23 protein-coding genes and 1 tRNA gene are annotated in these 19,304 nt (G+C 55.5%); 21 read left to right on the top strand and 3 right to left on the bottom strand.

Translation table 11 applies throughout. The annotated features are described in order from the left end of the window. Positions 1 to 135: 135 nt before the first annotated feature. The 7 genes from DWV32_RS03335 to DWV32_RS03300 all read left to right on the top strand — a co-directional run bounded on the left by DWV32_RS03335 (position 136) and on the right by DWV32_RS03300 (position 7,143). Complete coding sequence (locus DWV32_RS03335; protein ID WP_158551258.1) at positions 136 to 594, top strand: Panacea domain-containing protein; 459 nt, start codon at positions 136 to 138, stop codon at positions 592 to 594. Then, positions 591 to 863 carry a hypothetical protein gene (locus tag DWV32_RS03330; protein ID WP_117654734.1) on the top strand — a complete coding sequence of 91 codons (273 nt, stop codon included), beginning with the start codon at positions 591 to 593 and terminating at the stop codon, positions 861 to 863. Before DWV32_RS03335 ends, DWV32_RS03330 begins: the two co-directional genes overlap by 4 nt. 55 nt (positions 864 to 918) lie before the next feature. Next, the gene (locus DWV32_RS03325) at positions 919 to 1,536 is read left to right on the top strand and encodes a hypothetical protein (protein ID WP_147326436.1); all 618 of its coding nucleotides are present in this window, start codon (positions 919 to 921) and stop codon (positions 1,534 to 1,536) included. Positions 1,537 to 1,992: 456 nt separating this feature from the next. After that, positions 1,993 to 2,565, top strand: a complete 573-nt coding sequence (locus DWV32_RS03315; RefSeq protein WP_117757189.1) for a hypothetical protein — start codon at positions 1,993 to 1,995, stop codon at positions 2,563 to 2,565. Positions 2,566 to 2,878: 313 nt separating this feature from the next. After that, entirely contained in the window at positions 2,879 to 3,181 is a 303-nt protein-coding gene (locus DWV32_RS03310; protein ID WP_117757188.1) for a hypothetical protein, read from the top strand. A gap of 554 nt (positions 3,182 to 3,735) precedes the next feature. Then, entirely contained in the window at positions 3,736 to 4,833 is a 1,098-nt protein-coding gene (locus DWV32_RS03305) for an ATP-binding protein (RefSeq protein WP_117757187.1), read from the top strand. A 3-nt stretch (positions 4,834 to 4,836) separates the two neighbouring features. Next, positions 4,837 to 7,143: a S8 family peptidase gene (locus DWV32_RS03300; RefSeq protein WP_117757186.1), complete on the top strand. Its 2,307-nt coding sequence runs from the start codon at positions 4,837 to 4,839 to the stop codon at positions 7,141 to 7,143. Positions 7,144 to 7,687: 544 nt separating this feature from the next. On the opposite strand, the gene DWV32_RS10210 is transcribed toward DWV32_RS03300, so the two are convergent. Together DWV32_RS10210 and DWV32_RS10485 are read right to left on the bottom strand one after the other, a co-directional pair. Beyond that, complete coding sequence (locus tag DWV32_RS10210; protein ID WP_158564991.1) at positions 7,688 to 7,843, bottom strand: hypothetical protein; 156 nt, start codon at positions 7,841 to 7,843, stop codon at positions 7,688 to 7,690. 21 nt (positions 7,844 to 7,864) lie between these two features. Then, entirely contained in the window at positions 7,865 to 8,281 is a 417-nt protein-coding gene (locus DWV32_RS10485; protein WP_117757247.1) for a transposase, read from the bottom strand. On the opposite strand from DWV32_RS10485, the gene DWV32_RS03290 reads away from it, so the two are divergent. The 3 genes from DWV32_RS03290 (at position 8,250) to DWV32_RS10280 (ending at position 10,412) form a co-directional block, all read left to right on the top strand. Continuing rightward, positions 8,250 to 8,966 (top strand): Panacea domain-containing protein, encoded by a 717-nt coding sequence (locus DWV32_RS03290; RefSeq protein WP_158566040.1) that lies wholly within the window; start codon positions 8,250 to 8,252, stop codon positions 8,964 to 8,966. The genes DWV32_RS10485 and DWV32_RS03290 overlap by 32 nt on opposite strands. Further along, entirely contained in the window at positions 8,959 to 9,912 is a 954-nt protein-coding gene (locus DWV32_RS03285; protein WP_117757184.1) for a hypothetical protein, read from the top strand. Before DWV32_RS03290 ends, DWV32_RS03285 begins: the two co-directional genes overlap by 8 nt. A 92-nt stretch (positions 9,913 to 10,004) precedes the next feature. Next, the gene (locus DWV32_RS10280) at positions 10,005 to 10,412 is read left to right on the top strand and encodes a hypothetical protein (protein ID WP_199576983.1); all 408 of its coding nucleotides are present in this window, start codon (positions 10,005 to 10,007) and stop codon (positions 10,410 to 10,412) included. Between the two features lie 200 nt (positions 10,413 to 10,612). Here the strand turns inward: DWV32_RS10280 and DWV32_RS03275 are convergent, their stop codons facing one another. Beyond that, positions 10,613 to 11,719 (bottom strand): AbiH family protein, encoded by a 1,107-nt coding sequence (locus tag DWV32_RS03275; RefSeq protein ID WP_117757183.1) that lies wholly within the window; start codon positions 11,717 to 11,719, stop codon positions 10,613 to 10,615. Between the two features lie 365 nt (positions 11,720 to 12,084). Here DWV32_RS03275 and DWV32_RS03270 point away from each other — a divergent pair, with 365 nt between their 5' ends. The 11 genes from DWV32_RS03270 to DWV32_RS03220 all read left to right on the top strand — a co-directional run bounded on the left by DWV32_RS03270 (position 12,085) and on the right by DWV32_RS03220 (position 19,094). Beyond that, a complete protein-coding gene (locus DWV32_RS03270; protein WP_117757182.1) occupies positions 12,085 to 13,173 on the top strand; it encodes a hypothetical protein in 1,089 nt (362 codons plus the stop codon). Between the two features lie 239 nt (positions 13,174 to 13,412). Beyond that, complete coding sequence (locus tag DWV32_RS03265) at positions 13,413 to 13,679, top strand: hypothetical protein (RefSeq protein ID WP_117636055.1); 267 nt, start codon at positions 13,413 to 13,415, stop codon at positions 13,677 to 13,679. Next, positions 13,679 to 13,957, top strand: a complete 279-nt coding sequence (locus DWV32_RS10545) for a DUF4160 domain-containing protein (RefSeq protein WP_117757181.1) — start codon at positions 13,679 to 13,681, stop codon at positions 13,955 to 13,957. The genes DWV32_RS03265 and DWV32_RS10545 overlap by 1 nt, the downstream gene beginning before the upstream one ends. 15 nt (positions 13,958 to 13,972) lie before the next feature. Beyond that, positions 13,973 to 14,272, top strand: a complete 300-nt coding sequence (locus tag DWV32_RS03255; RefSeq protein WP_117757180.1) for a nucleotidyltransferase family protein — start codon at positions 13,973 to 13,975, stop codon at positions 14,270 to 14,272. Between the two features lie 198 nt (positions 14,273 to 14,470). Next, positions 14,471 to 15,139 carry a DUF3990 domain-containing protein gene (locus DWV32_RS03250; protein WP_117757179.1) on the top strand — a complete coding sequence of 223 codons (669 nt, stop codon included), beginning with the start codon at positions 14,471 to 14,473 and terminating at the stop codon, positions 15,137 to 15,139. Beyond that, on the top strand, positions 15,120 to 15,809 hold the full coding sequence (locus DWV32_RS03245; RefSeq protein WP_117757178.1) for a helix-turn-helix domain-containing protein: 690 nt from the start codon (positions 15,120 to 15,122) through the stop codon (positions 15,807 to 15,809). Before DWV32_RS03250 ends, DWV32_RS03245 begins: the two co-directional genes overlap by 20 nt. An 11-nt stretch (positions 15,810 to 15,820) precedes the next feature. Next, positions 15,821 to 16,006: a hypothetical protein gene (locus tag DWV32_RS03240; protein ID WP_117757177.1), complete on the top strand. Its 186-nt coding sequence runs from the start codon at positions 15,821 to 15,823 to the stop codon at positions 16,004 to 16,006. After that, positions 16,006 to 16,518 carry a Fic family protein gene (locus DWV32_RS03235; RefSeq protein WP_222847435.1) on the top strand — a complete coding sequence of 171 codons (513 nt, stop codon included), beginning with the start codon at positions 16,006 to 16,008 and terminating at the stop codon, positions 16,516 to 16,518. The genes DWV32_RS03240 and DWV32_RS03235 overlap by 1 nt, the downstream gene beginning before the upstream one ends. A gap of 45 nt (positions 16,519 to 16,563) precedes the next feature. Beyond that, positions 16,564 to 17,352: a DUF3825 domain-containing protein gene (locus DWV32_RS03230; protein ID WP_233540385.1), complete on the top strand. Its 789-nt coding sequence runs from the start codon at positions 16,564 to 16,566 to the stop codon at positions 17,350 to 17,352. Positions 17,353 to 17,490: 138 nt separating this feature from the next. Then, positions 17,491 to 17,565 (top strand) — tRNA-Val (locus DWV32_RS03225). A 371-nt stretch (positions 17,566 to 17,936) separates the two neighbouring features. After that, positions 17,937 to 19,094, top strand: coding sequence for a hypothetical protein (locus tag DWV32_RS03220; RefSeq protein ID WP_117757175.1), 1,158 nt, complete (start codon positions 17,937 to 17,939; stop codon positions 19,092 to 19,094). Positions 19,095 to 19,304 lie beyond the last annotated feature (210 nt).

Here is a 19,304-nt window from a genome sequence, read left to right as displayed (position 1 = left end):
AGGGGGCGCGTCCGAGACCGGAACCCCCGCTGGAGGGACCGTCCGTTTTTTGTCCGGGCGAGCTGAGATGCTTTTATCACGATAAGCGCAGATGGGAAGCACATCACTGGTATGATTTGGGAAAGGAGGAAACAGATGAAAGTCCAAATCGGGACAGAGTACTGTGCGATGGAAATCGCCGAGTACGCCGTCAGCAGGCGATATCGCCACGACACGCCAATCAGCAATCTTCAGCTCCAGAAGATTCTTTACTTCCTGCAAGTCATACACGCGAGCGAGACCGGCGAGCTGCTATTCGCCGACCAGTTTGAGGCATGGCCCTACGGCCCGGTCATCAGAGATGTCTACGTTAAGTTCTCTGACTGCGGCGGCTTCCCGATAAAACGCGAGTTCGACACCGAGATAAATGATTCCATCCGCCCGTTTCTGGATGCGGGGGTGGACATGCTCGCCGAGAAATCCCCATGGGAGCTCGTCAGGATCTCACACGCCGAGGGGTCTCCGTGGGACGTCATCTACAACCAGAAGCGCCTACACAAGGGAATCATCCCAAATGAATTGATCATGCAGTGCGCTAGCGAGGTCTCTGAGTGACCGAGCAAGACTACGCAAAGGCGGCCGAAAACTTCGAAAGGGCCCTCTCTCTGCTCACCAGCAAGATTGGGACTCTTTCGAAGCCACCCCTGAAAGTTCCCCCAATAAACGCAGGCAGCGACGACGCAGAGAAACGCAAGGCTCTCCGCGACATGCTCGAATCCCTCGCCAGCACGGATGATGCTGCGGTGCTCTCCCAGGATGACATCCGCCGAGCCTCGAACTTCTTCGTAAAGCTATATGGGGGGGAGCGAGCCCTATCGCCATAGATATGCCGACATCTGCGACCTGGTATTCAATGCACTCGGGCAGTCCCCTGGGGACTTGGACGAAGGGGTCCCCTATTCGGTCAACTGCCTCGCCGAGAACATTCGCATCATCCATGACAACCTGACGAAACATGGATTTTGTGACCAGGCGAAAAGTGTCCTCAAACTCGCCGACCACATCGACCTGGAAAAGACGAGGCTGAGCCACGACATCGAACAGCAGCAGGCCATGCGCACATTCAAAGCGGCAATCGCCGAAGTGAAAGCGGAAAGGGACGAGGCGGACCAGAAACGCGCAGAGCTGGAAAGGGAGTTCGACGAGCGCCTCGACAAGACGAGGATGGAGTACATCGCGATCCTCGGCGTGTTCGCGGCGGTCGTGCTCGCCTTCAACGGCGGCGTCGGGTTCTCGACCTCCGCGATGGGCGCGCTCGGCATCGACGGCGGCATACGCGCCATCGTGCTCCTCGCCGCGCTCGTGGGCTTCGTGCTCATCAACACGGTCTGCATCCTGCTGGTCTTCATCTGGAAGATGTCCTTCAACCATCGGAATGTCGAGCTGGGAAAATGGCCGAGGAACTGTCTGATCGCCGCAGACGTCGTCCTCGTGGCCATCATGGCTGCGATGATGGCGCTCTCCCACCCTGGACTCAGGGGGCTCATCGGGCTGTAGCCCGAACGCCATGCCGAGGGCCGTCCTCCGGGGCGGCCCTCGGCATGGCGACACGTCTAGGAACATAGCCGTGCGGTCATCCTCCGCCGCACGGGACACTGGGGAGCCGTCCTTCGGGTCGGCTTCCTGCTTTTCGCGGCGGGGCGAGATTGATTGGATGTGGCGCTTGGACGCCGACGAGCCGATGGCGAAGGTAGTGTCGCGATTGTTGGTGTAGGGTCTCCATAAGGCGGAATCTGTAGAGGAAGGAGACTGTGATATCGTGCGCTCCGATGATGATATGCCTGGAGAAGGGTTTTACGAGCGCTACCGCGTGCTCTTTTACCCATGGATTCACGAGAGGCCTACGGCCAGAATGCGGGATGTGCGACGGGAGAAGCGAGCCGTTCGCCAAGTGGAGCCCGACGACTTGAAGCCTCTCCTTGAGGCGGCGGCACTGGCGGATGGGTTAACCAAATGAACCCGGATGGCGTTATAATTAGCTTCAATGGTCAAATCGATTTCGGCACGGTTGTTGCTTTCCTATCTTTGGCGCTCACACTCCTCCAGTGGATTGTCTCGCTGGTACGGGGCCGCCGGGCAGCCGCGCGGAGCCAGGCGTCGGCCATCTGTGCCCGTGTGGTCAGGATGCCCGAGGGGGAGACGGCCACGGTTGGCAGGTGCAGGGTTGATTTCGGGCCGCAGTTCGGACTAGAAGTGATGAACAATAGCAACGACGTCGTTTACCAAGTTATCCTCACTGCTGTGCTCGTCCAGGGTGCCGGGCCTCAAGACGGGAGGGACGTCGAGGGGTGTGGCGGCAGAGTTTTTCTCTCGTCCGTTGCTCCGGGCAAAACCGTGAGGCGCATCGGGTATCTCGATTGTTCGATGCATAAGGCCCTCGGCTGCGAGGTGGCTTTCACCGATCGTTACGGACACAGTTGGGTGCGGAAGATTGACGGTCATTTGTGCAGGATTCGATTCAAAACGCCCGTCGATTATTACGGTCTGATGCTGCCTGTAGAGTGGATGGACTTCGATGAATGGTAATCGACACGCTCTGGTTTTGAACGAAAAGACCCAGAGACGATCGATAACGATTCTTCTTTGATGATGCAAGCGGCGCTACTATTGGCAGTGCCGCTTCTTTTATATCCCGCTCGCAGCTAGGCTCCGCCATACCGTCAATAATCTTTCGCAAATTCAGCCGCACCCATGCAAGCCATCGGCGCAACGGCGATGTTTCCTACGCCTCAACCTCCTTGAGCATCGATGCATCCAGGTAGCGCCTGCTGCCCCACTCGTTCTCGGCGATGTGCTTTAGCCTGGCGGCGACCAGCATGAGCACAGACTTGGCCCCGCCATGTTAACCACCGAACGTATCCTGACCGTCGTGTTCGCGTCCCTCTACAGGCTCAAAACCCTCGACATGAAACTGTTCCGTGGCAAGGGAGTGCGCGACTCTGAGCTTCCCAGGACCTACTTCCTGAGCGACGGGTTCGGCAAGCATCCGGAGAAGCCGATCAACCGGTGCGCATCCGACAGGGCACTGCTCTCGGCCGACATCGCCCTCAGGGGCGAGTCGAAGGCCCCGCGTGCGACTGCCTCGCGCATGATCCGCTCGTTCATCCGCTACAACGAGCGCAAGCTCCGCGACCCCGAATGATAACGCCAGTATCATGCTCGGGAATTCTCACGGGTACAGCATCGGCCAGCGCATTGTGGCGCTGTATAACGCAATGAAGGGCTGACTGTCAGTAGAAGATACCGATTGCGAGGAGATCACAAGGAAATACGACTGCAGCTACGCACTCGTCACCAAGCTGCAGGCACTGACTATGAATGTGCAGCCCTCAGACGACGAGGTTGACGACACTGATAATTATTGGATGGAGGGATTGATAGATGAAGATATTGATTAACGGCATCAACTCGTTTGAGTGGCTCCTCATCAAGGCAGTTTTCCGGTTCATGTAGGAGGAGGAGCTGACTGAATCTCAGCCTGCCTTCGTGAATCAAGCAGGCAGATGTCCGCTCGAATGCAAGTCAGGAGCAGGGTATTTCTCTGTCGCCAGTTCGAAGACAGCTCGCGCCAAATCACATGAAATATTGTGCCACTCTCTAACCATTCAAAACCCTTAGCACAGTATATAAAATATCTGCTGTAAATATGCTATCTTAAGCATGTTCCATTTTTCTGCAACAGAGAGGTAATGGTATATGGAGGCAATAGACTACATACCTAGGCTGGTGAGAGCCTGTTTAGAGAATGACAGAAGACTCGTAGAATCAGTCTCGCTCACGGTATCCCGCAAGCTGAGACGTGATCGTCCCGATCTCGCTTCGGAGGTCGCTGGGGCTCTTGCCGCATCTGACATGAGAAGCGAGGCTACCCGCGCAGCCGAGATAAACCCGCTACCTATCGACCGAGAGACCCGCTTCTCCCTGGTAGAGCTCATAGAGCCAACCGAGCTACCGGATCCCATTCTCGATGCCGCAACTACAAAAGAGCTTGCCGACTTTCTCAAGGAGAGAGGTCTGATTCAGCGGTTTTTCGAGGATGGGATCGAACCCTCGAACAGCATACTCTTCATTGGCGCTCCGGGCGTGGGTAAGACATACACGGCCAACTGGCTTGCATACAAGCTCGCTCTTCCACTCATAACGCTCGACCTCGCAACCTCGATATCCAGCTATCTCGGTCGATCCGGGCAAAACATCAAGAGCGTCTTCGACTATGTCCGCGCACAGCCTGCTGTGCTCTTCCTGGACGAGTTTGACGCAATTGCGAAGCGGCGTGATGACGAGGGTGACCTCGGCGAATTGAAGCGCCTGGTGAACGTTCTTCTCAAAGAAATCGAGACATGCCCTAAGGGCAGCATCGTGCTTGCAGCGACAAATCATCCGGAGTTGCTGGATAGGGCGATTTGGCGGCGCTTCGACAGAGTTGTAGAGGTGCCGCTTCCCGAGGAGAACGAACGCATGCGACTCTTCGAGAGGCACCTGCCCAGCAACCGCTTCACGCTCTCGCCAGAGGTGCTCTTCTTCATGGTCGAGAAGAGCGCGGGCATGAGCGCCGCAGATATTTGCAAGCTTTGCGAGCATATTAAGCGCCAATCAGTGATGAACCCGGGCGAGAGCATAGAGATCATTTCTCTGAGCGAGCTGTGCTCCAAATGCAAACCTCAAACGAAGCAGGAGAAGAGTGAGGCATGCATAAAACTCAAAGAAATTAACCCAGCTCTTACCGTGCGAGACATTGCGCGGATCGTCGGAGTCGGCGCCTCGACGGTCTCCCGTTACATGAAGGAGGCATAAGCCATGCCCGGCCCGCTGCCAATTCTTGCCCACGGCGAATCGTATGCTCAGCCAGTTCAGAAGAAAACCGGTGGAGGTCCCAGGCCACGGCCACACGAGTACGAAGAGGCCAGGAACCGCCTCCTTGCTAATATCGGCACTGTGTCCAGGCAGATACAGACCGACCCCGATTCCTATCTCGAGGAAAAGGTGGTCTGTATACGTATGGAGCCCAAGTTCGAAGCAAAGTCCTATGCACCCTCATCGGTGCTCACCTCTTCGGACGAGTTGCAAATCATCGGCGGCAGGAGATACAAGACAGGCAACGTGCAACCTCAGAAGAACAGTGATGACGAAGACGCGGGAGAGCAGCCCGAGTTCGCGAAGCTCTACTTCCTGCGCACGACCTCAAAGGGCATCGCCGATTTTGAGAACGCGCTTCGCACCGGGTCAAACGCATCGGATGCATGGCGCAACGAGGTAATGTCCATCCGCTCCTTCGACCTGCTTGACCCTGGCGAGAAGATACTAGGCTTCGATGCGGAATGGAAAGAGGGACTGGTCGAGGCCGTGCTTCATCCGCTCCAAGAAAGCGCCGAGGATGCCATAGACCTGTTCTGCAAGGCAGCAGGTCTCGGTCGTGACAAAATCGAGGTTCGGACATACAAAGACGGCGTTACATTCATCGCCGCACAGTTGAGCAGGGAAGCCACTATGGCAGCAGCGAGAATCAACCCGTTGCGCACGGTTCACCCGATGGGAAGAATCGTCTTTGAGCCGATACGGAGCGCGATGAGCGCGCCAGCACCGCAGGTTGCTGCAGCCCAGAATGTCCCACCCGTGACCGTCGGCGTCTTCGATGGCGGATGCAATCCCAATGTCCCGCTCCTCGCCGGTTATGTCAATGCGCATGATGCCGTTGCATCACTGCCCGAACAAAACTGCATCGATCATGGAACGGGTGTCTGCGGAGCCGTGCTGCATGGCGAGCTTTCCGGTAAGGGGGCTAGTGACGTCCTCCCTGCACCTGAGGTGAAGGTTGAGAGCTTTCGAGTGCTGCCGCCGAGCGATCCCGTCGACATTGACCTCTACGAATCGATTGATGCTATCGAGTACGTAGTCGGGCACTATCCTGACATCCACCTGTATAATCTCTCGTTTGGCCCCACTGGCCCCATTCTCGACGATGACATCAGCCGCTTTACTTATGCGCTTGATGTGCTGTCGTACAACTGCGATGCCGAGCCGCCCCTCTTTTGCATTGCGGCCGGCAATGACGGTGATTTGCCAAGCCCAGATAATCGTGTGCAGTCACCAGCTGATCTGGTCAACGGCATCGGAGTTGGCGCGTTTTGTATATTGCCTGATGGTACGAAGGCACGCGCTCCATATAGCTGTGTTGGTCCGGGAAGAGAGGGTGCCAAAATCAAGCCCGACCTCCTTGAGTTTGGAGGGGACATCAACAAGCCATTCGTGGTGGTTGCCTCAAGCGGCAATGCTTTAGGCGCAAGCGCAGGTACCAGCTTTGCATCCCCCTTACTCGTCCACAAGCTTGGCAGAATGATGTCGCGAAGTGAGGATATCACACAGCATCTCGCCCGGGCTCTGGCCCTCCACAATTCGGAGCACAGTGATAGCTTTGTTCGAGAGGAGTACGGTTTCGGCATTGCTCCAGATGATCCATCGACTTGTCTGAACTGTGACGACAACCGTGTCACCACGCTATATCAAGGCACGCTCAGACCCAAGCAGCTTGTCTCGCTGCCGATATTTGCCCCCGGCATCGAGTCGGCGAAGGGGCTTATCACAATCAGTTGGACCATCGTTGCAGTCTGCAAAACGAATCCCAACGATTCGGATGCCTACACCTCAAGCTGCATAGTAGATACCCTCATTCCCCACGCCAACAAATTCACGTACTCGCTCAAAGGTACAAGCTATAGGCATACGGTGAATCTCGCCACCGAGGAGGGGCGTATCAAGGCGGCTGAGCTTGAACTACAGGGCTACACCTCATCAACCTTGCCGGTGAGCAAGCCTGCAAAGAAGTACTGGGAAGAGTCAGAGTTACGAGCCAACGACATGAAGTGGGACAGTGTCATCAGCAGGACACAACGCATGAAATCAAGCTCATTGTATGACCCGAAGCTGACGCTCCAATCCATATTCCGTAACAATAACGATCCCGATGCGCTCACTCGTTACTATGCTGTCGTGACGGTCGATGCTCCAGGCTACAATGGCAGTCTTTACAACAGTACGCTCCAGGAGTATCGCAACTTGCAGCCAATCAAGCTTAGGATTGAGCCGCGTCTTGAGGCAAGGAGTTAATAGAAGGGACGGCCATCGTGCATAATTGTCTGATGGCCGTTCTGCTACATACAAAGCAATAGATAGTATTAGGCAGACAAAACGATGCCTCTCTTGTCGAGTAACCTGTCTACTGTGTTGAACAATTCTTGAAAGTTTCCAAGGGTCACATTAACGAACTGATACCTTAGGTCTTTGGAATGTAGACTCTCTCTCCGAAGAGCTCAGTAATCCCCAAGTTGAATTGTGACTTGTCATGGCGACCTTCTCTTTCGAGGAAGGTCGCCATGACCCCATTCCGGTCTTGTGATTATTCGCTGATTATTGCATCAGTTTTGGTATGCCGTTCCATGCCGCACTGGCACGAGCTCCACGGTAGGCTGATACACATTGACACTAAGAACCTCTACGCGCCCGCAAGAAGCGTTTTCTTTTCAGAACAATCCAGATGGCACGAAGCGTGCGGTAGTGTCGCGATCGTTGGTGTAGGTCTCGGTTCTCAAGGGTAGCCGGAGTCGACCCGAGGAACCGAGAATCGCCTAGAATGCCGTCATCCTAGCGTATGTCACGCCGCCTTCCCGCCGGGAATCGGGCTGTCGGCCACGACGAGAGCGATGAACCTGGCCACGTGCTCGGCGACGGCGCCCTCGACGGCCCTGCCGATGGAGTCGTCGTTGAACCAGCGGCGGCCGACCCACTCCTTATCCATCTCGGCGAACACGGCGCCCATCATCCTGATGGGCTACTTCCTGCTCGGGAACACCTGTATGACGCGGCTGCGGCGCTTGAGCTCGCGGTCGGTGCGCTCCTGCACATTCTTGGTGCGCAGGCTGACGTGGTGCTCGCAGGGGAAGTCCAGGTAGCCCAGGGCGTCGGCCTCGGCCTTCTCGAGCACCTCGGCGGCCTTGGGGCAGACCCCCCGATCTGATCGGTGACGAGCTGGGAGCTCGAGTCCGGGCTCGCCGACTGCAGAACCAGGCTCGCCGCAGCGGCACGCGTGGACGGCGTGTACAGGGAGCGCGCCCGCGCCATCAGCGGGGGGGGGGTGCTGCGACCGCGAGATACGCGGTAGCGACCTTGGCCGTATGTGGGCGCTTCTGCAGGTTCGAGCGGAAGGATGTGAAGTGATGGGCGAAGACGTGAAATGGGCGTTGGGCATTGCGGTCACGGCGCTCGTGCTCGTGGCGTTTCTGCCGCTCGTGCCGGTCGTCCTGGTGCCGGGGCCGTGGAAGACTAGGGGGCGCGTCCGAGACCGAAACCCCCCGTTGGAGGGGCCGTCCGGGCCGTCCGTTTTTTGTCCGGGCGAGCTGAGATGCTTTTATCGCGATACGCGCAGATGGGAAGCACATCACTGGTATGATGGGCAAAAGGAGGAGATTATGAACACGACCGCAAGCTACACCGCCATGGGAATCGCCAAATACGTAGTTGACAAATGCTATAAAGACAACAAGCCGGTCAGCAACCTACAGCTACAGAAGATGCTGTACTTCTTGCAACTAACTTTCATCAAGGGGTACGACTCGCCCCTGTTCGACGACACGTTCGAGGCATGGCAGTACGGCCCGGTCATCCGCGACGTATACGTCAAGTTCTCCGAGTTCGGCGGTTCGCCCATAAAGATGATTTTCCCTGACGCAGTCCGCTTCGAGAACGACGAGCAGGAAGATTTCATCAACACCATCATCGAAAAACTGCGAGGACTTTCTCCCTGGAACCTCGTACGGGTCTCCCATGCGAAGGGGTCCCCGTGGGATGAGGTCTACAATAGGCGCGGACAAGACAAGGGAATCATCCCAAACGGTCTCATCGTCGCGGCCGCAAAGGCGGACCAGAATGGCTGAGAATCAAGAAGTGCCCGCCGGCATGAAAAGAGCCCTTGAGATTCTGACGAGCGTTCTCCAAGCCGCAAACGGCGACTATCTTGAGAAATCGATGCTCATTGTTCCCGACGTCGAGGCGGACTCCGATGAGACACAGAAAAGGGATGCGCTGACCAAACTTCTGGAAACCTTAGCGTCCGACGACCCAGGCCTCTCCCTCTCGGATGAAAACATCGCCGACGTCAAGGCCTTCTTCGAAAAGCTGTACGGCGGGCAGGTGAAGTTCCGCCATAGATACTCGGACGTCTGCAACGTCGTGTTTGACTACAAGGATTGCGAGCTCGACCCGACGAACGTCCCATACCCCGTAAGCCGCTTGGCCGACAACATGGGCAAGGTCCTGACAAGCATGCTGGAAGACCGACCCCGCTCGGAGCAGGCCGATAGTGTACGTAAGCTGTGCGACCACATCGAGCTTGAGAAGACGCGCCTACTCCACTACACGGAGCAGATGAAGATGATGTGCTCCTTCGAGGAAAGGAGCACGCAACTCGACGAGCAAATCAAAGAGCAGCAGGAAAAGACGGAAAGCGAAATCAAACGTCTGGAAGATGACTCGCTGAAGCGAATTGAGGAGGAAAAGAGAGAGGCGCAGCGTGAAAACGTGTCCGTCCTCGGCGTGTTCACCGGCATCGTCGTCGCCTTCGTCGCGGGCCTGACCTTCTCCTCATCCATCCTGCAGAGCATCGACAGGGCGAGCATCTACAGGCTATGCGCGATGGCGACAGTGATAGGAGTATTCCTATTCGACACGATAGCGATCCTGCTCTCGTTCCTGGGAAAGGTGACCAGAGTTGAATGCCCTGACCTGGCCAAGATCGTGAAGATCGCAAACTTCATCGCCCTCGTCTTCCTCGCCGCCGCGGTCTTCGCGAGATTCTTCATCCCTATGCCAGCTTACAACTAGCAGGAAGCGGAAACACCTACGACTAATCAGGGCCGCCCTCCGGGGCGGCTCCCCGCTTTTCGCGGCGGGGCGCGATTGATTGGAGGTGACGCTTGGACGCCGACGAGCCGCTGGCGAACCCGCGTCACGAGACATACTGCCACGAGCGCGTTGCGAGCAGAACCCAGAGGCAGGCGAAGCTCGCCGCGTGGCCCGAACGCTCGCGCTGGAAGCCCGAGACGGTGGACAACAAGATCTGCAAGCTCGAGGCCGAGCAGGAGGACAAGGCTAGGATTGCGAGCTCCATCCAGGGCGTCATGAAGCGCGTGAAGGCCAAGGGCGTGCCCGTGGTGGTCTACGAGCCCACGCTGGACGCGCCGGAGTTCTTCGGCTCCGAGGTGACCCACGACCTGGAGGCCTTCAAGGCCGGCTGCGACGTGATCGTCGCCAACCGCTGGAGCGACGAGCTCACGGACGTGGCGGACAAGGTGTACACGAGGGATCTGTTTAAGAGGGAATAGGGGAGAGCTGACGGCTGCGGCGACTCTGTCCTTGTGCATAAATCCAATTATTGAAAAGAGGGTGTATCGGCGCAAACCGATACACCCTCTTTTGGTTAAACAAGTCCCATTAGCCTTTGATTACGCTTTTATAGATATACGTACGTTCTCCGGTCCTACTCTTCAATTACCACCTCAGGGAGCCGAATCTGGATTAGGTGTTAAAGCAAATATATATTGGAAGGTAAGACTGATATATTCTCGTCAACGTCTTTAATGAGCAACCTTTGCTCTAGAAGAAGTTTATGCATGAGATTCTTTCCATGGTCTTTATTGTCGAGTGTGCTTCCATACTCATACAGAAGATGCGATATGCGTGAGTACAGATCTTCTCGAATTGCCTGCTCATCAACTGTTTTATCTGACTTGTTTGGATATTTTTTGTATAGAAATACAAGCTTAGTAACTCCACCGTATAGATTGACGGTGTCAAAAATCGATTGGAAGTAGGAATAGTCAGCCCGAGAAAGCGAGTGTCCGAATATCTTGATGAAACGGGTATTGCTGTCGCAGAGTTTTGCAGTTTCGCTTTCGTATGGCACTAATGACATAAGCCTATATGTTTTTGTAAACGGCACCGCCGGATGGTCTTCAGCGACGTCTTTTCCGTCAATGCCAAATATTGTGTCCGTTTTGTCCAGTGAGCCATGAATATTCCGGGCAGCAACAATTCCCAGCTGCTGATCTTCCGATTTTAATGGGGTTGTATAGTTAAAGTTTAAGATAGATGTTTCATAGTTCTTTTGCTGGGCCTTATTAATGCAGGCATTGCGAATGGCTGCATAATACTCCACAGCCTTTTCCCTGTATTTATTGTTATTATCGACTTGTTTTTCTAGATAGCTCGCAAAGATGTGCTCGTAATCTTTTAGTGAGGTTAGAAGGAAATGGGTGAGCTCATCCTGGGAAACGTTTTCCTTACCCAGACTAGTTGAAACGTAATTGTATACGGCGTTATCTGGATGTTCAGAACGATTTGGTTTTGACGGATCAATTGTCCACACCAGTTGCTCATACATGTGGTCCAATCTTGAACCCAAGTCGTCATCATGGAACACATACGCTGAAATAAGGCTTTCTATATTGCACCACAATGGGTCGTTTTCACCGATTTCAGAAAGAATGACATCCCAGACATTTCTTTCGTCCTTAGGGATCGATTCAATTGAGCATGCTGCGTTCATCCTATTGCGATAAAAATCTGAGAACTTTGACTTCAGTCCGCAGGTCAAGTCGAATCCATTTCCAAGAATTATTAGTTGGTGCATTATTTAAATCCTTCAATCGTAGTGAACTCCGTGAATAGCTTCTCAACTATTTACCCGATTACTAAGGTGTTGCTACAACGGTATCCAACTTGCGAGGACACGACATGGGGCGTCATTGAGGAAAGGTTTTGGTAACTTGATATTGTCAATTTCCCTGTGCTGCTAATTTTGGAATCAGCGGTCGGCATATTTGCCTAACGTGAATCTTCCTTTCACCGACTGGCAAAACGATTTACACCTAATATTGGGCTTCGTTTACAGCCAATTCGTTCGCCACTCGCCTGATCTCGCTACACTAATAACTGCTGCTACCAGGTAGTTTTCTGGCGCAGTTTCCAATGGCTCTTGCGAAGATCGGAGCGGTTATGTTTGCCACCGCGTTCCACACTAGCCGACACTACATCCTGTTTACTGCCATGGCCTGCCTATGCGTTTTGCTGGGCGGGCCTTCTTATGCCGCGGGCGCGGACAGCCTGTTCATCGCGGGCGCCACGTACTACGAGCCGGGTGTGTCGGGCCCCGGTTGGGCCTGGACCGATGTCGACCATCTGCATCTTAACGGCTACACGGGCGAGGCCATCGGCGCCGACGGCGAACTGGTGGTGACGCTGACCGGGCAGAACACTGTTGTCGAGACGAGCGCGCCCGACGTGGACATCTCGCGGTGCGGCATGGAGGTGTGGGGCGATCTGACGCTCCGCGGCACCGGGTCGCTGGTGGCCACGGGCTCGCAGTGCGGAATCTACGTGTCGGGGACGCTCGCGGTGGACGGCTGCAAGGTTGACGCGCGGGCCGACGGCGCCGGCATCGCGGATGCGCGGGTGGCCGGCGTGATCGCGGACGGTCTTGCCGTTCGCGGCGGTGGGCGCGTTGTCGCCGCAGGCGCGGGCTCCGGGGCGGGCGTGCGCACCTATGGTGTGTGTCTGCTGGGCGGGGCTGCCGGCGGTGGCGCGGCCGGGCAGCTTACCGTCGATGCGTCCTGGCTGGATGCGTCGGGCGCCGACGGCGGCGTCGCCTGCCTGGGCGGGTCGCTTACATCCGCGCGCTTTGTGGCGCCTGCGGGCGGAGCCTTTGGCGCAGGCGGCGTGGTGGATGCTGACGGGTCCGTGGCAGCGCGTGTGACGATCGAGCCCGTGGATGCCACGGCGTCGGCGGGAGAGACCGGTGGACCCGATGTACCGGGCGATGTTCCTTCCGCCCCTGGCACCGACCCCGCTACCGGCGAGGCAGCTGCAGATCCGTCGACGAATCCCACGCTGAAGCCCGCGGCCGCGACTAAGACGGTGACCACGACAACAGTGACTAACAACACGGCCGCCAAGACCTCCAGGCCCAAGGCCGCCACCGCGACCTCCTCATCACTTCCCAAAACCAGCGACAACAACTGGATCGCCGTGTCCGGCTTGCTGTTCGTGCTGGGAACAGCGGTTCTTAAAGCTGCGCGCCGTTGCTGATGCTCCCGATTTCCGGATGTGCGGGAAAACCGGAGCCCGCCGAGCGCAAGTCAAATTCTGTTAATAAAACCGCAGGTCGCGAAAGCGCAAAACCGGGTTCTGGTCGGCAGAACTCGGCCCCCACCACTTCTGGACAAGGCCAGCTGTCAGAGTTCGTGTCTTATAGGAATAATTTAATTCACGCCGCGTTAAGTCTAGTCTGCTCCTTATACTCGAATATAAACACTAAGGAGGTAGTCATGTTTTGGAGCTATGTTCAGCTTGATGATGGCACCCAATTTGCCTACTCAGAGACAAGAGAAGACGGAACCGTTCGCGTGGCCGTCGAGCGCCCGGTTGACTTTGGCTTTGACCATGCGGAATGCTTCTTGCCTGCGGTCAAATGGTTCAACGTCGAAGGATTTACTGCTGATGACCTCAATTTCTTGACCGAATTTGTTAGATCAAACGCCCCGTTTATCTTCGAGCTCGCCGAACGCCAAAAAGCCGGACCGGCGGTGGCATAATGCCTCGACTTCTTATTTTTGGGCAGTACGTTCTGTTCTTTTGGATTGCGGAAAACGGAGAACCAATTCACATACACGTAGGTGTAAAGAGGGCGGCTGCTAATTCGACCAAGTTTTGGCTGACGAAAGACGGCGGATGCAAACTTGCCAACAACGAGAGCAAGATTCCGGCTAAGGATCTCAGGGATCTTTCAAAACTAATCACCATGAATCATCAATTCATATGTGACAAGTGGTGTGAAACCTTTGGTGATGATTCGCTGACGTTCTACTGTTAAACGCCCAATTGAGACATGGTTTCACTTGCTGACATATCATCTGCGGCCTCTCGCGTGCTTGCTCAATACGACGTCAGCGAAGCATATTTATTTGGCTCGTTTGCCCGAGGCGAGCAAACGCCCAATAGCGATATTGACTTGCGCCTAGTCTGCGGCAACACCATGACGTTCGGCACGCTTTACGAACTCTCCCATGAGCTCGAGAGGGAACTTGGGCGAAAGGTTGATATCGTCACCAACCCACCAGAGCACATGCGCCCGGCATTCCACAAAAGTATCGAGCAAGATGAGGTGCGTGTCTATGAAGCTCTATAAGCAGGACGAGGCGTTAGTGTGCTCCGGCATGATCAGCAAGTCTGAATTTTGTCGCATACTTCCGGACTCGGCGAGCCTTAGAAGCAAGTATTGAACTCAAACTCGGTTCCAGACACCCTCTTGCTATTTGAATACAGGTATCGCCCTAGCGATAGTATGTTATACTATCGCTAGGGCGATACCTGTTAGGAGACTCGCGTGGAACTATGGCATGGTTCTCATAAAATCATTGAGGCTCCCCAGCTTGGCCTGGGGAAAATCCATAACGACTATGGACAGGGATTCTATTGCACAGAGAGCCTCGACCTTGCAAGGGAATGGGCATGCTCTCGGGATGCCGATGGCTTTGCGAATCGCTATGAACTCGATATAGCCGATCTCAAAGTTCTCGACTTGCTATCGCCGCAATATTGCGTCCTGCATTGGATAGCGTTGCTCGTTGAGCATCGTTCTTTTCGCAAAGATACCGCCATTGCCGCGGGGGCGTGCGAATATCTCCATGATCACTTTCTACCTCAGACGAGCACTTGCGACGTAATAAGAGGGTGGCGTGCGGACGACTCGTACTTTAGCTATGCCAGAGCTTTTGTAAACAATACGATCACCGTCGATCAGCTTGGACGATCTATGAGGCTCGGTAACCTGGGGGAGCAGATTGTGCTCAAAAGCGAGCGTGCGTTTAAGAGCATTCGTTTTGCTGGATTTGAACGTGCGCAGCAAGCACTGTATGGTCCATTGGCCAAGGAACGAGATGAAGCGGCAAGGGCGCAGTATCGGGAGCTCCTTGCCGAAAACCCGTTTGAGGGAATACGTATCGTCGATATCATTCGAGAGGGGATGACGGGCGATGACCCACGCCTACAGTGAGATGTATCTCGAGGATGCAATGAGAACGCTGGGCGAGGCGGTCGATTTTGCTCTCTGTGACCAAGGGCTGACTCCAGCCGAGTTGACGGCGATCATGTCGAACGCTCTTGAGATGAAACAGTTTGAGCGCGGTATGCCTCGCGTCGTCTGCGGCATGGCGGGCGACGAGCTCGCGCGCGATATTATCGCCCATGCGGGACTGACCCCCGTCAGATGTAGGGAGACCTATCCGTTCGACCGTTCGCCTCAGTATTGGGCGGGGTGGGTTATGGCCTATACGCAATGGATGAGCAGCTTGGGCTTTAATAAGCTACTCGAAGTCGCTCCGCTCGATTGGATCATCGGCTCGTACCATCCGCTCCACGAGGCCTCCGAAGATAAATTCGCCCAGATTGTCATCGAAAAATGGAACAACGCCCAGGCAGACAAAAAGGGCCTCAAGGCGGCACGAAAGGCTGCCGGACTAACGCAAAAACAGCTCGCCGCCCAATCGGGGGTTAAGCTTCGCGCCATACAACTCTACGAGCAGAACCAGCTCGACCTACGCCGCGCCTCGGTTTCCTCGGCATTGGCGCTTGCAGACACCCTAAACTGCACCATCGAAGACCTCGTCTGGCAACCGATTGCTCTGGAGTACGACTCGCAGGCTATTTCGTCTGTAAAGATATAAAGGAGTCAGACATGCCTTGGAGCTATGTTCAACAAGATGACGGCGCTGATTGCGTTGCTCAAGAAGATCATTCAACTGCGCACGTGGCAAATTCAGCATCACCGATTTTGCTCGGCGGCACCACGTCAATCGACGAAGCTATTCGGCTGACCATTTCGAACATGCCCAACGCGCTCAGGCTCTTGGAGAACTCATGATGGCGGACACGAAGCGGGGAGCGCATCCGTTCGCGCCGCTCGTGCTCGATGATGCCGGTTCGCTCGAAGATATGGCCGCGGCCGTGATGCGCCTGCACAGCACGCTGATGACGGTCGGGCGCTGCTATACAACCGACGCCACAGGCGACCGGGCCGCGCTTGAGCTTGGACGCGTCGAGTCCGTGCTTGCGGGTGCATTCTGTACGATATTCGGTCAATCGCCGGCCGATCGCTTCGCAGACATCTTTGACCAGGTCACCTACGTGGCCGAGCACATGGTCAAGGACCACATCTTTGAAGACGGTAACAAACGAACCAGCCTTGTCTTTGCGTTGTCCGTCTTAAGGTTCGCAGGCACTCCGGTCGTGCTGTCTGACAGCCCCGAACCAAAAGACAACCAGTACTACGCCTGGATCCAGGACCTTGTTTCCGGAAACCGCACGCGAGCAGAACTCGGCGACGAGCTGCGCCGCAATTGCGTTGTTCGCGCCGGCGACCCGTCGCGCGTATAAAATCTAAGCATCCGCACGCCAACTATAAAATGGATTGGACGCCACATGGAACTCCCTAGCACCCTGTGCAGCAATGTCTACGACTTTGCGTTTTGCCCCGAGCCCTGCTACGACCGCCTTGTCGACCTCGCCGATCCCGAGGACTGGGGTCCCGGGAACCGCATCCTCAGAAACTACTTGTCGTTTTCGTTTAGCCGCGCGGTGTTCCTGACCGAGCGCGACGTGGACCAGACCGCGCCGTCCAACCTGCCGTTGGTGTTCGACGACGATCGCTGCCTATTCAACACCGGCCTGTACACGCGCCGCTACGAGACCATCTACGGCCTGTTTGAGCCCAATACCAAGCCCGACGCGCGCCAGCGCTGGTTTTTGAAGGACTTCTTTAAGGAAAGCGACCCCATGCTGGTCTCGTTTGAGTACCTGCCGTGCCGCGTGCGCTTTGCCGAGGACCCCTCCGAGCTGGTCTTTGACTACCGCCTGCCCATCCGTTCCAACATCGACCACATTCTGGGCGATGAGGAGAACCTCACGCGCATTCCCGCCAGCCTGATGGGGGAGGGCAACTCGTTGCTGCTGCGCCGCGCCTTTGAGGGCGCCGTCGTCGAGGCCGCCCGCCGCGCCGCCGCAAACTACACGCTCGCTGTGCCGCAGTTCTACGGCGGCCGGATCCAGCTGCTCTTGCCGCTGTGCCTGACCGGCGACAAGCCCGAGCTGGCGCTGACCATCCAGCGCGAGGACGGTTTCTACGCAGCGCGTACCTGTCTCACGCTCGACATGGCTTACAACAACGCGCGACTTATCTGCCGTCCCGAGTCCTCGTGGATTAAACGATAAAGGGTGGTTAAGCTGCGGTTTTGTTGGTTGACTGGGTTGAAACAGTGCGGTTTGCTCTCACGAATTTATAATCGGGGGCAAAAAGTTCTTGGTAAACCACGCGCGGCTATGTTAGTATCTCTTTTGCCGAAAGGCGACGGGCGATTGGCTCAGGGGTAGAGCATATCCTTCACACGGATGGGGTCACAAGTTCGAATCTTGTATCGCCCACCATCTAAAGAACAGGTCAGAGGTGTTAAGACTCTGGCCTTTTTCTTTTTGACACCAAGCTTGACACCAAAACTCGAATCGAAGTCGTATAAGGCGTCGTTTTTTATCGCGCCCTTTTTGCTGACGCCATTGCATGTTTTGCATAAAACACATCTGTATTTTCATTGAACTCCCCATGTGATTCGAACGCAAATGTGGAGACAGGGACCGCATGCCCAGAGCGCCTTCCAGCGGATTTCTATCACACGACGGTTTTTCACCAGAACTCGTCAAGCATTTGGTCAGCTTCTGGTACTTACCGGCATGAAGCCGCCATTGATAATCGGTCTACCTGCAAACATAACGGCACGCAGCCAAAGCTAGGGGAGGCCCATATGGACGAAATCGTCTGCGCAAACACCGCATTCCGCTACTGGCGCTGCCCACCGCAGGTCCGCGGCCTCTACCCAAGACTGCCAAGCCCAGAAGACGGCTGGCGAGCTCTAGCCCAAGCCCCTTTCGTAACCGATATCCTCAAGACCCCGATTATTACCACCACAGTGCGCGGTAGCGTTAACTACCATTCGGGATTACGGACAACAATCCACTGTGATGATGCTTCGGGAGTGGATAGCACGCTGGAAACCGCGATGAGCTTTAGGGTTACCAATCCACTTGCGACGCTATTTACCATGGCGCGCTTTGTGTCTCCAACCGATCTTGTCCTTGCCATGTGCGAATTTTGCGGATGGTTCTCAGTCTTTGAGCCCACGGTAGCAGTAGAAGCGGAACTAGACAAAGCCAATAAGGCTGCCGAGAATGCAACCACCGAATCCCTCTTTGACCTCGATGAAAGCCAAGACGAACCACAATGGAAACGCGTTTATGCGCGCATAAAAGTCAAAGAACAGGTAAATACGAAGGAGCCCAACGGACAAAAGAAAACGAAGGAGGTCACAAGGCTAAAGGGCACGTCGCTCTGGATGAGGAAGCCGCTCATCGAATTACACGAGCTTCATGAGTACGCCAGTAAGATGAAAAGGCGAAAGTGGGGTACAAAGTTTTACAACGCCGCGCAGCTGGTGACAGGTATAGCAGCTTCTCCGCTTGAAGTTGCAGGAATTTTATTGCTGTCGCTTCCTCGCTCTCGCGGCGGTGCCGGCTTTCGAAACGTTTATGTTAACGACCTTACGCCGCTTACCGCATCGGCGCAGATCATTGCAGGGCAAAAAGTCTGCTACGGGGATATCGTGATCATAAATCCAACCATAATGAAAGCAGGCATCGTGGAGATTCAGGGAGAGGTTATCCACGGATCAGGCGCCGTGCTCGACCACGATGCCAAACGCATGACAGCGCTGCAAAGTATGGGGTATGACGTCTTCCTGGTTACGCACGACATGCTTAACGATGCCGAGCAGCTTGATGCGATCGTGAGAAGTCTTTGCTCGCGCTTGGAATTACGCTATAGGTGCAAAACTAAGGCGCAAAAGACGACGGAAATGGAGCTACGAGCCAACGTACTGTGCAACTGGCTGGAAATCGGTCGTTAGACGGATGCCCTGCTCATTTCCGGGTGCCCTCGGTCGGCTGCCTGCGATGCCGCCGCCACGAAACCGGCCCATCTACTACGTTTAACCCCGACCCCTCGACCATACCCCGTATTTCGCGAAAACCGCAGGCCGTCTACCTGCGGTTTTATTTCTGCCCGAGACGCCATGGTCGGGGGATGCCGGCCAAACGTAGTAGATGGGCCGGTTTCG

This window comes from Collinsella sp. AF04-24, assembly GCF_003465685.1.
Lineage (GTDB): Bacteria > Actinomycetota > Coriobacteriia > Coriobacteriales > Coriobacteriaceae > Collinsella > Collinsella aerofaciens_AP.
The sequence above is the reverse complement of the archived record's forward strand: the minus strand, read 5'-3'. Positions and strand labels throughout refer to the sequence as shown.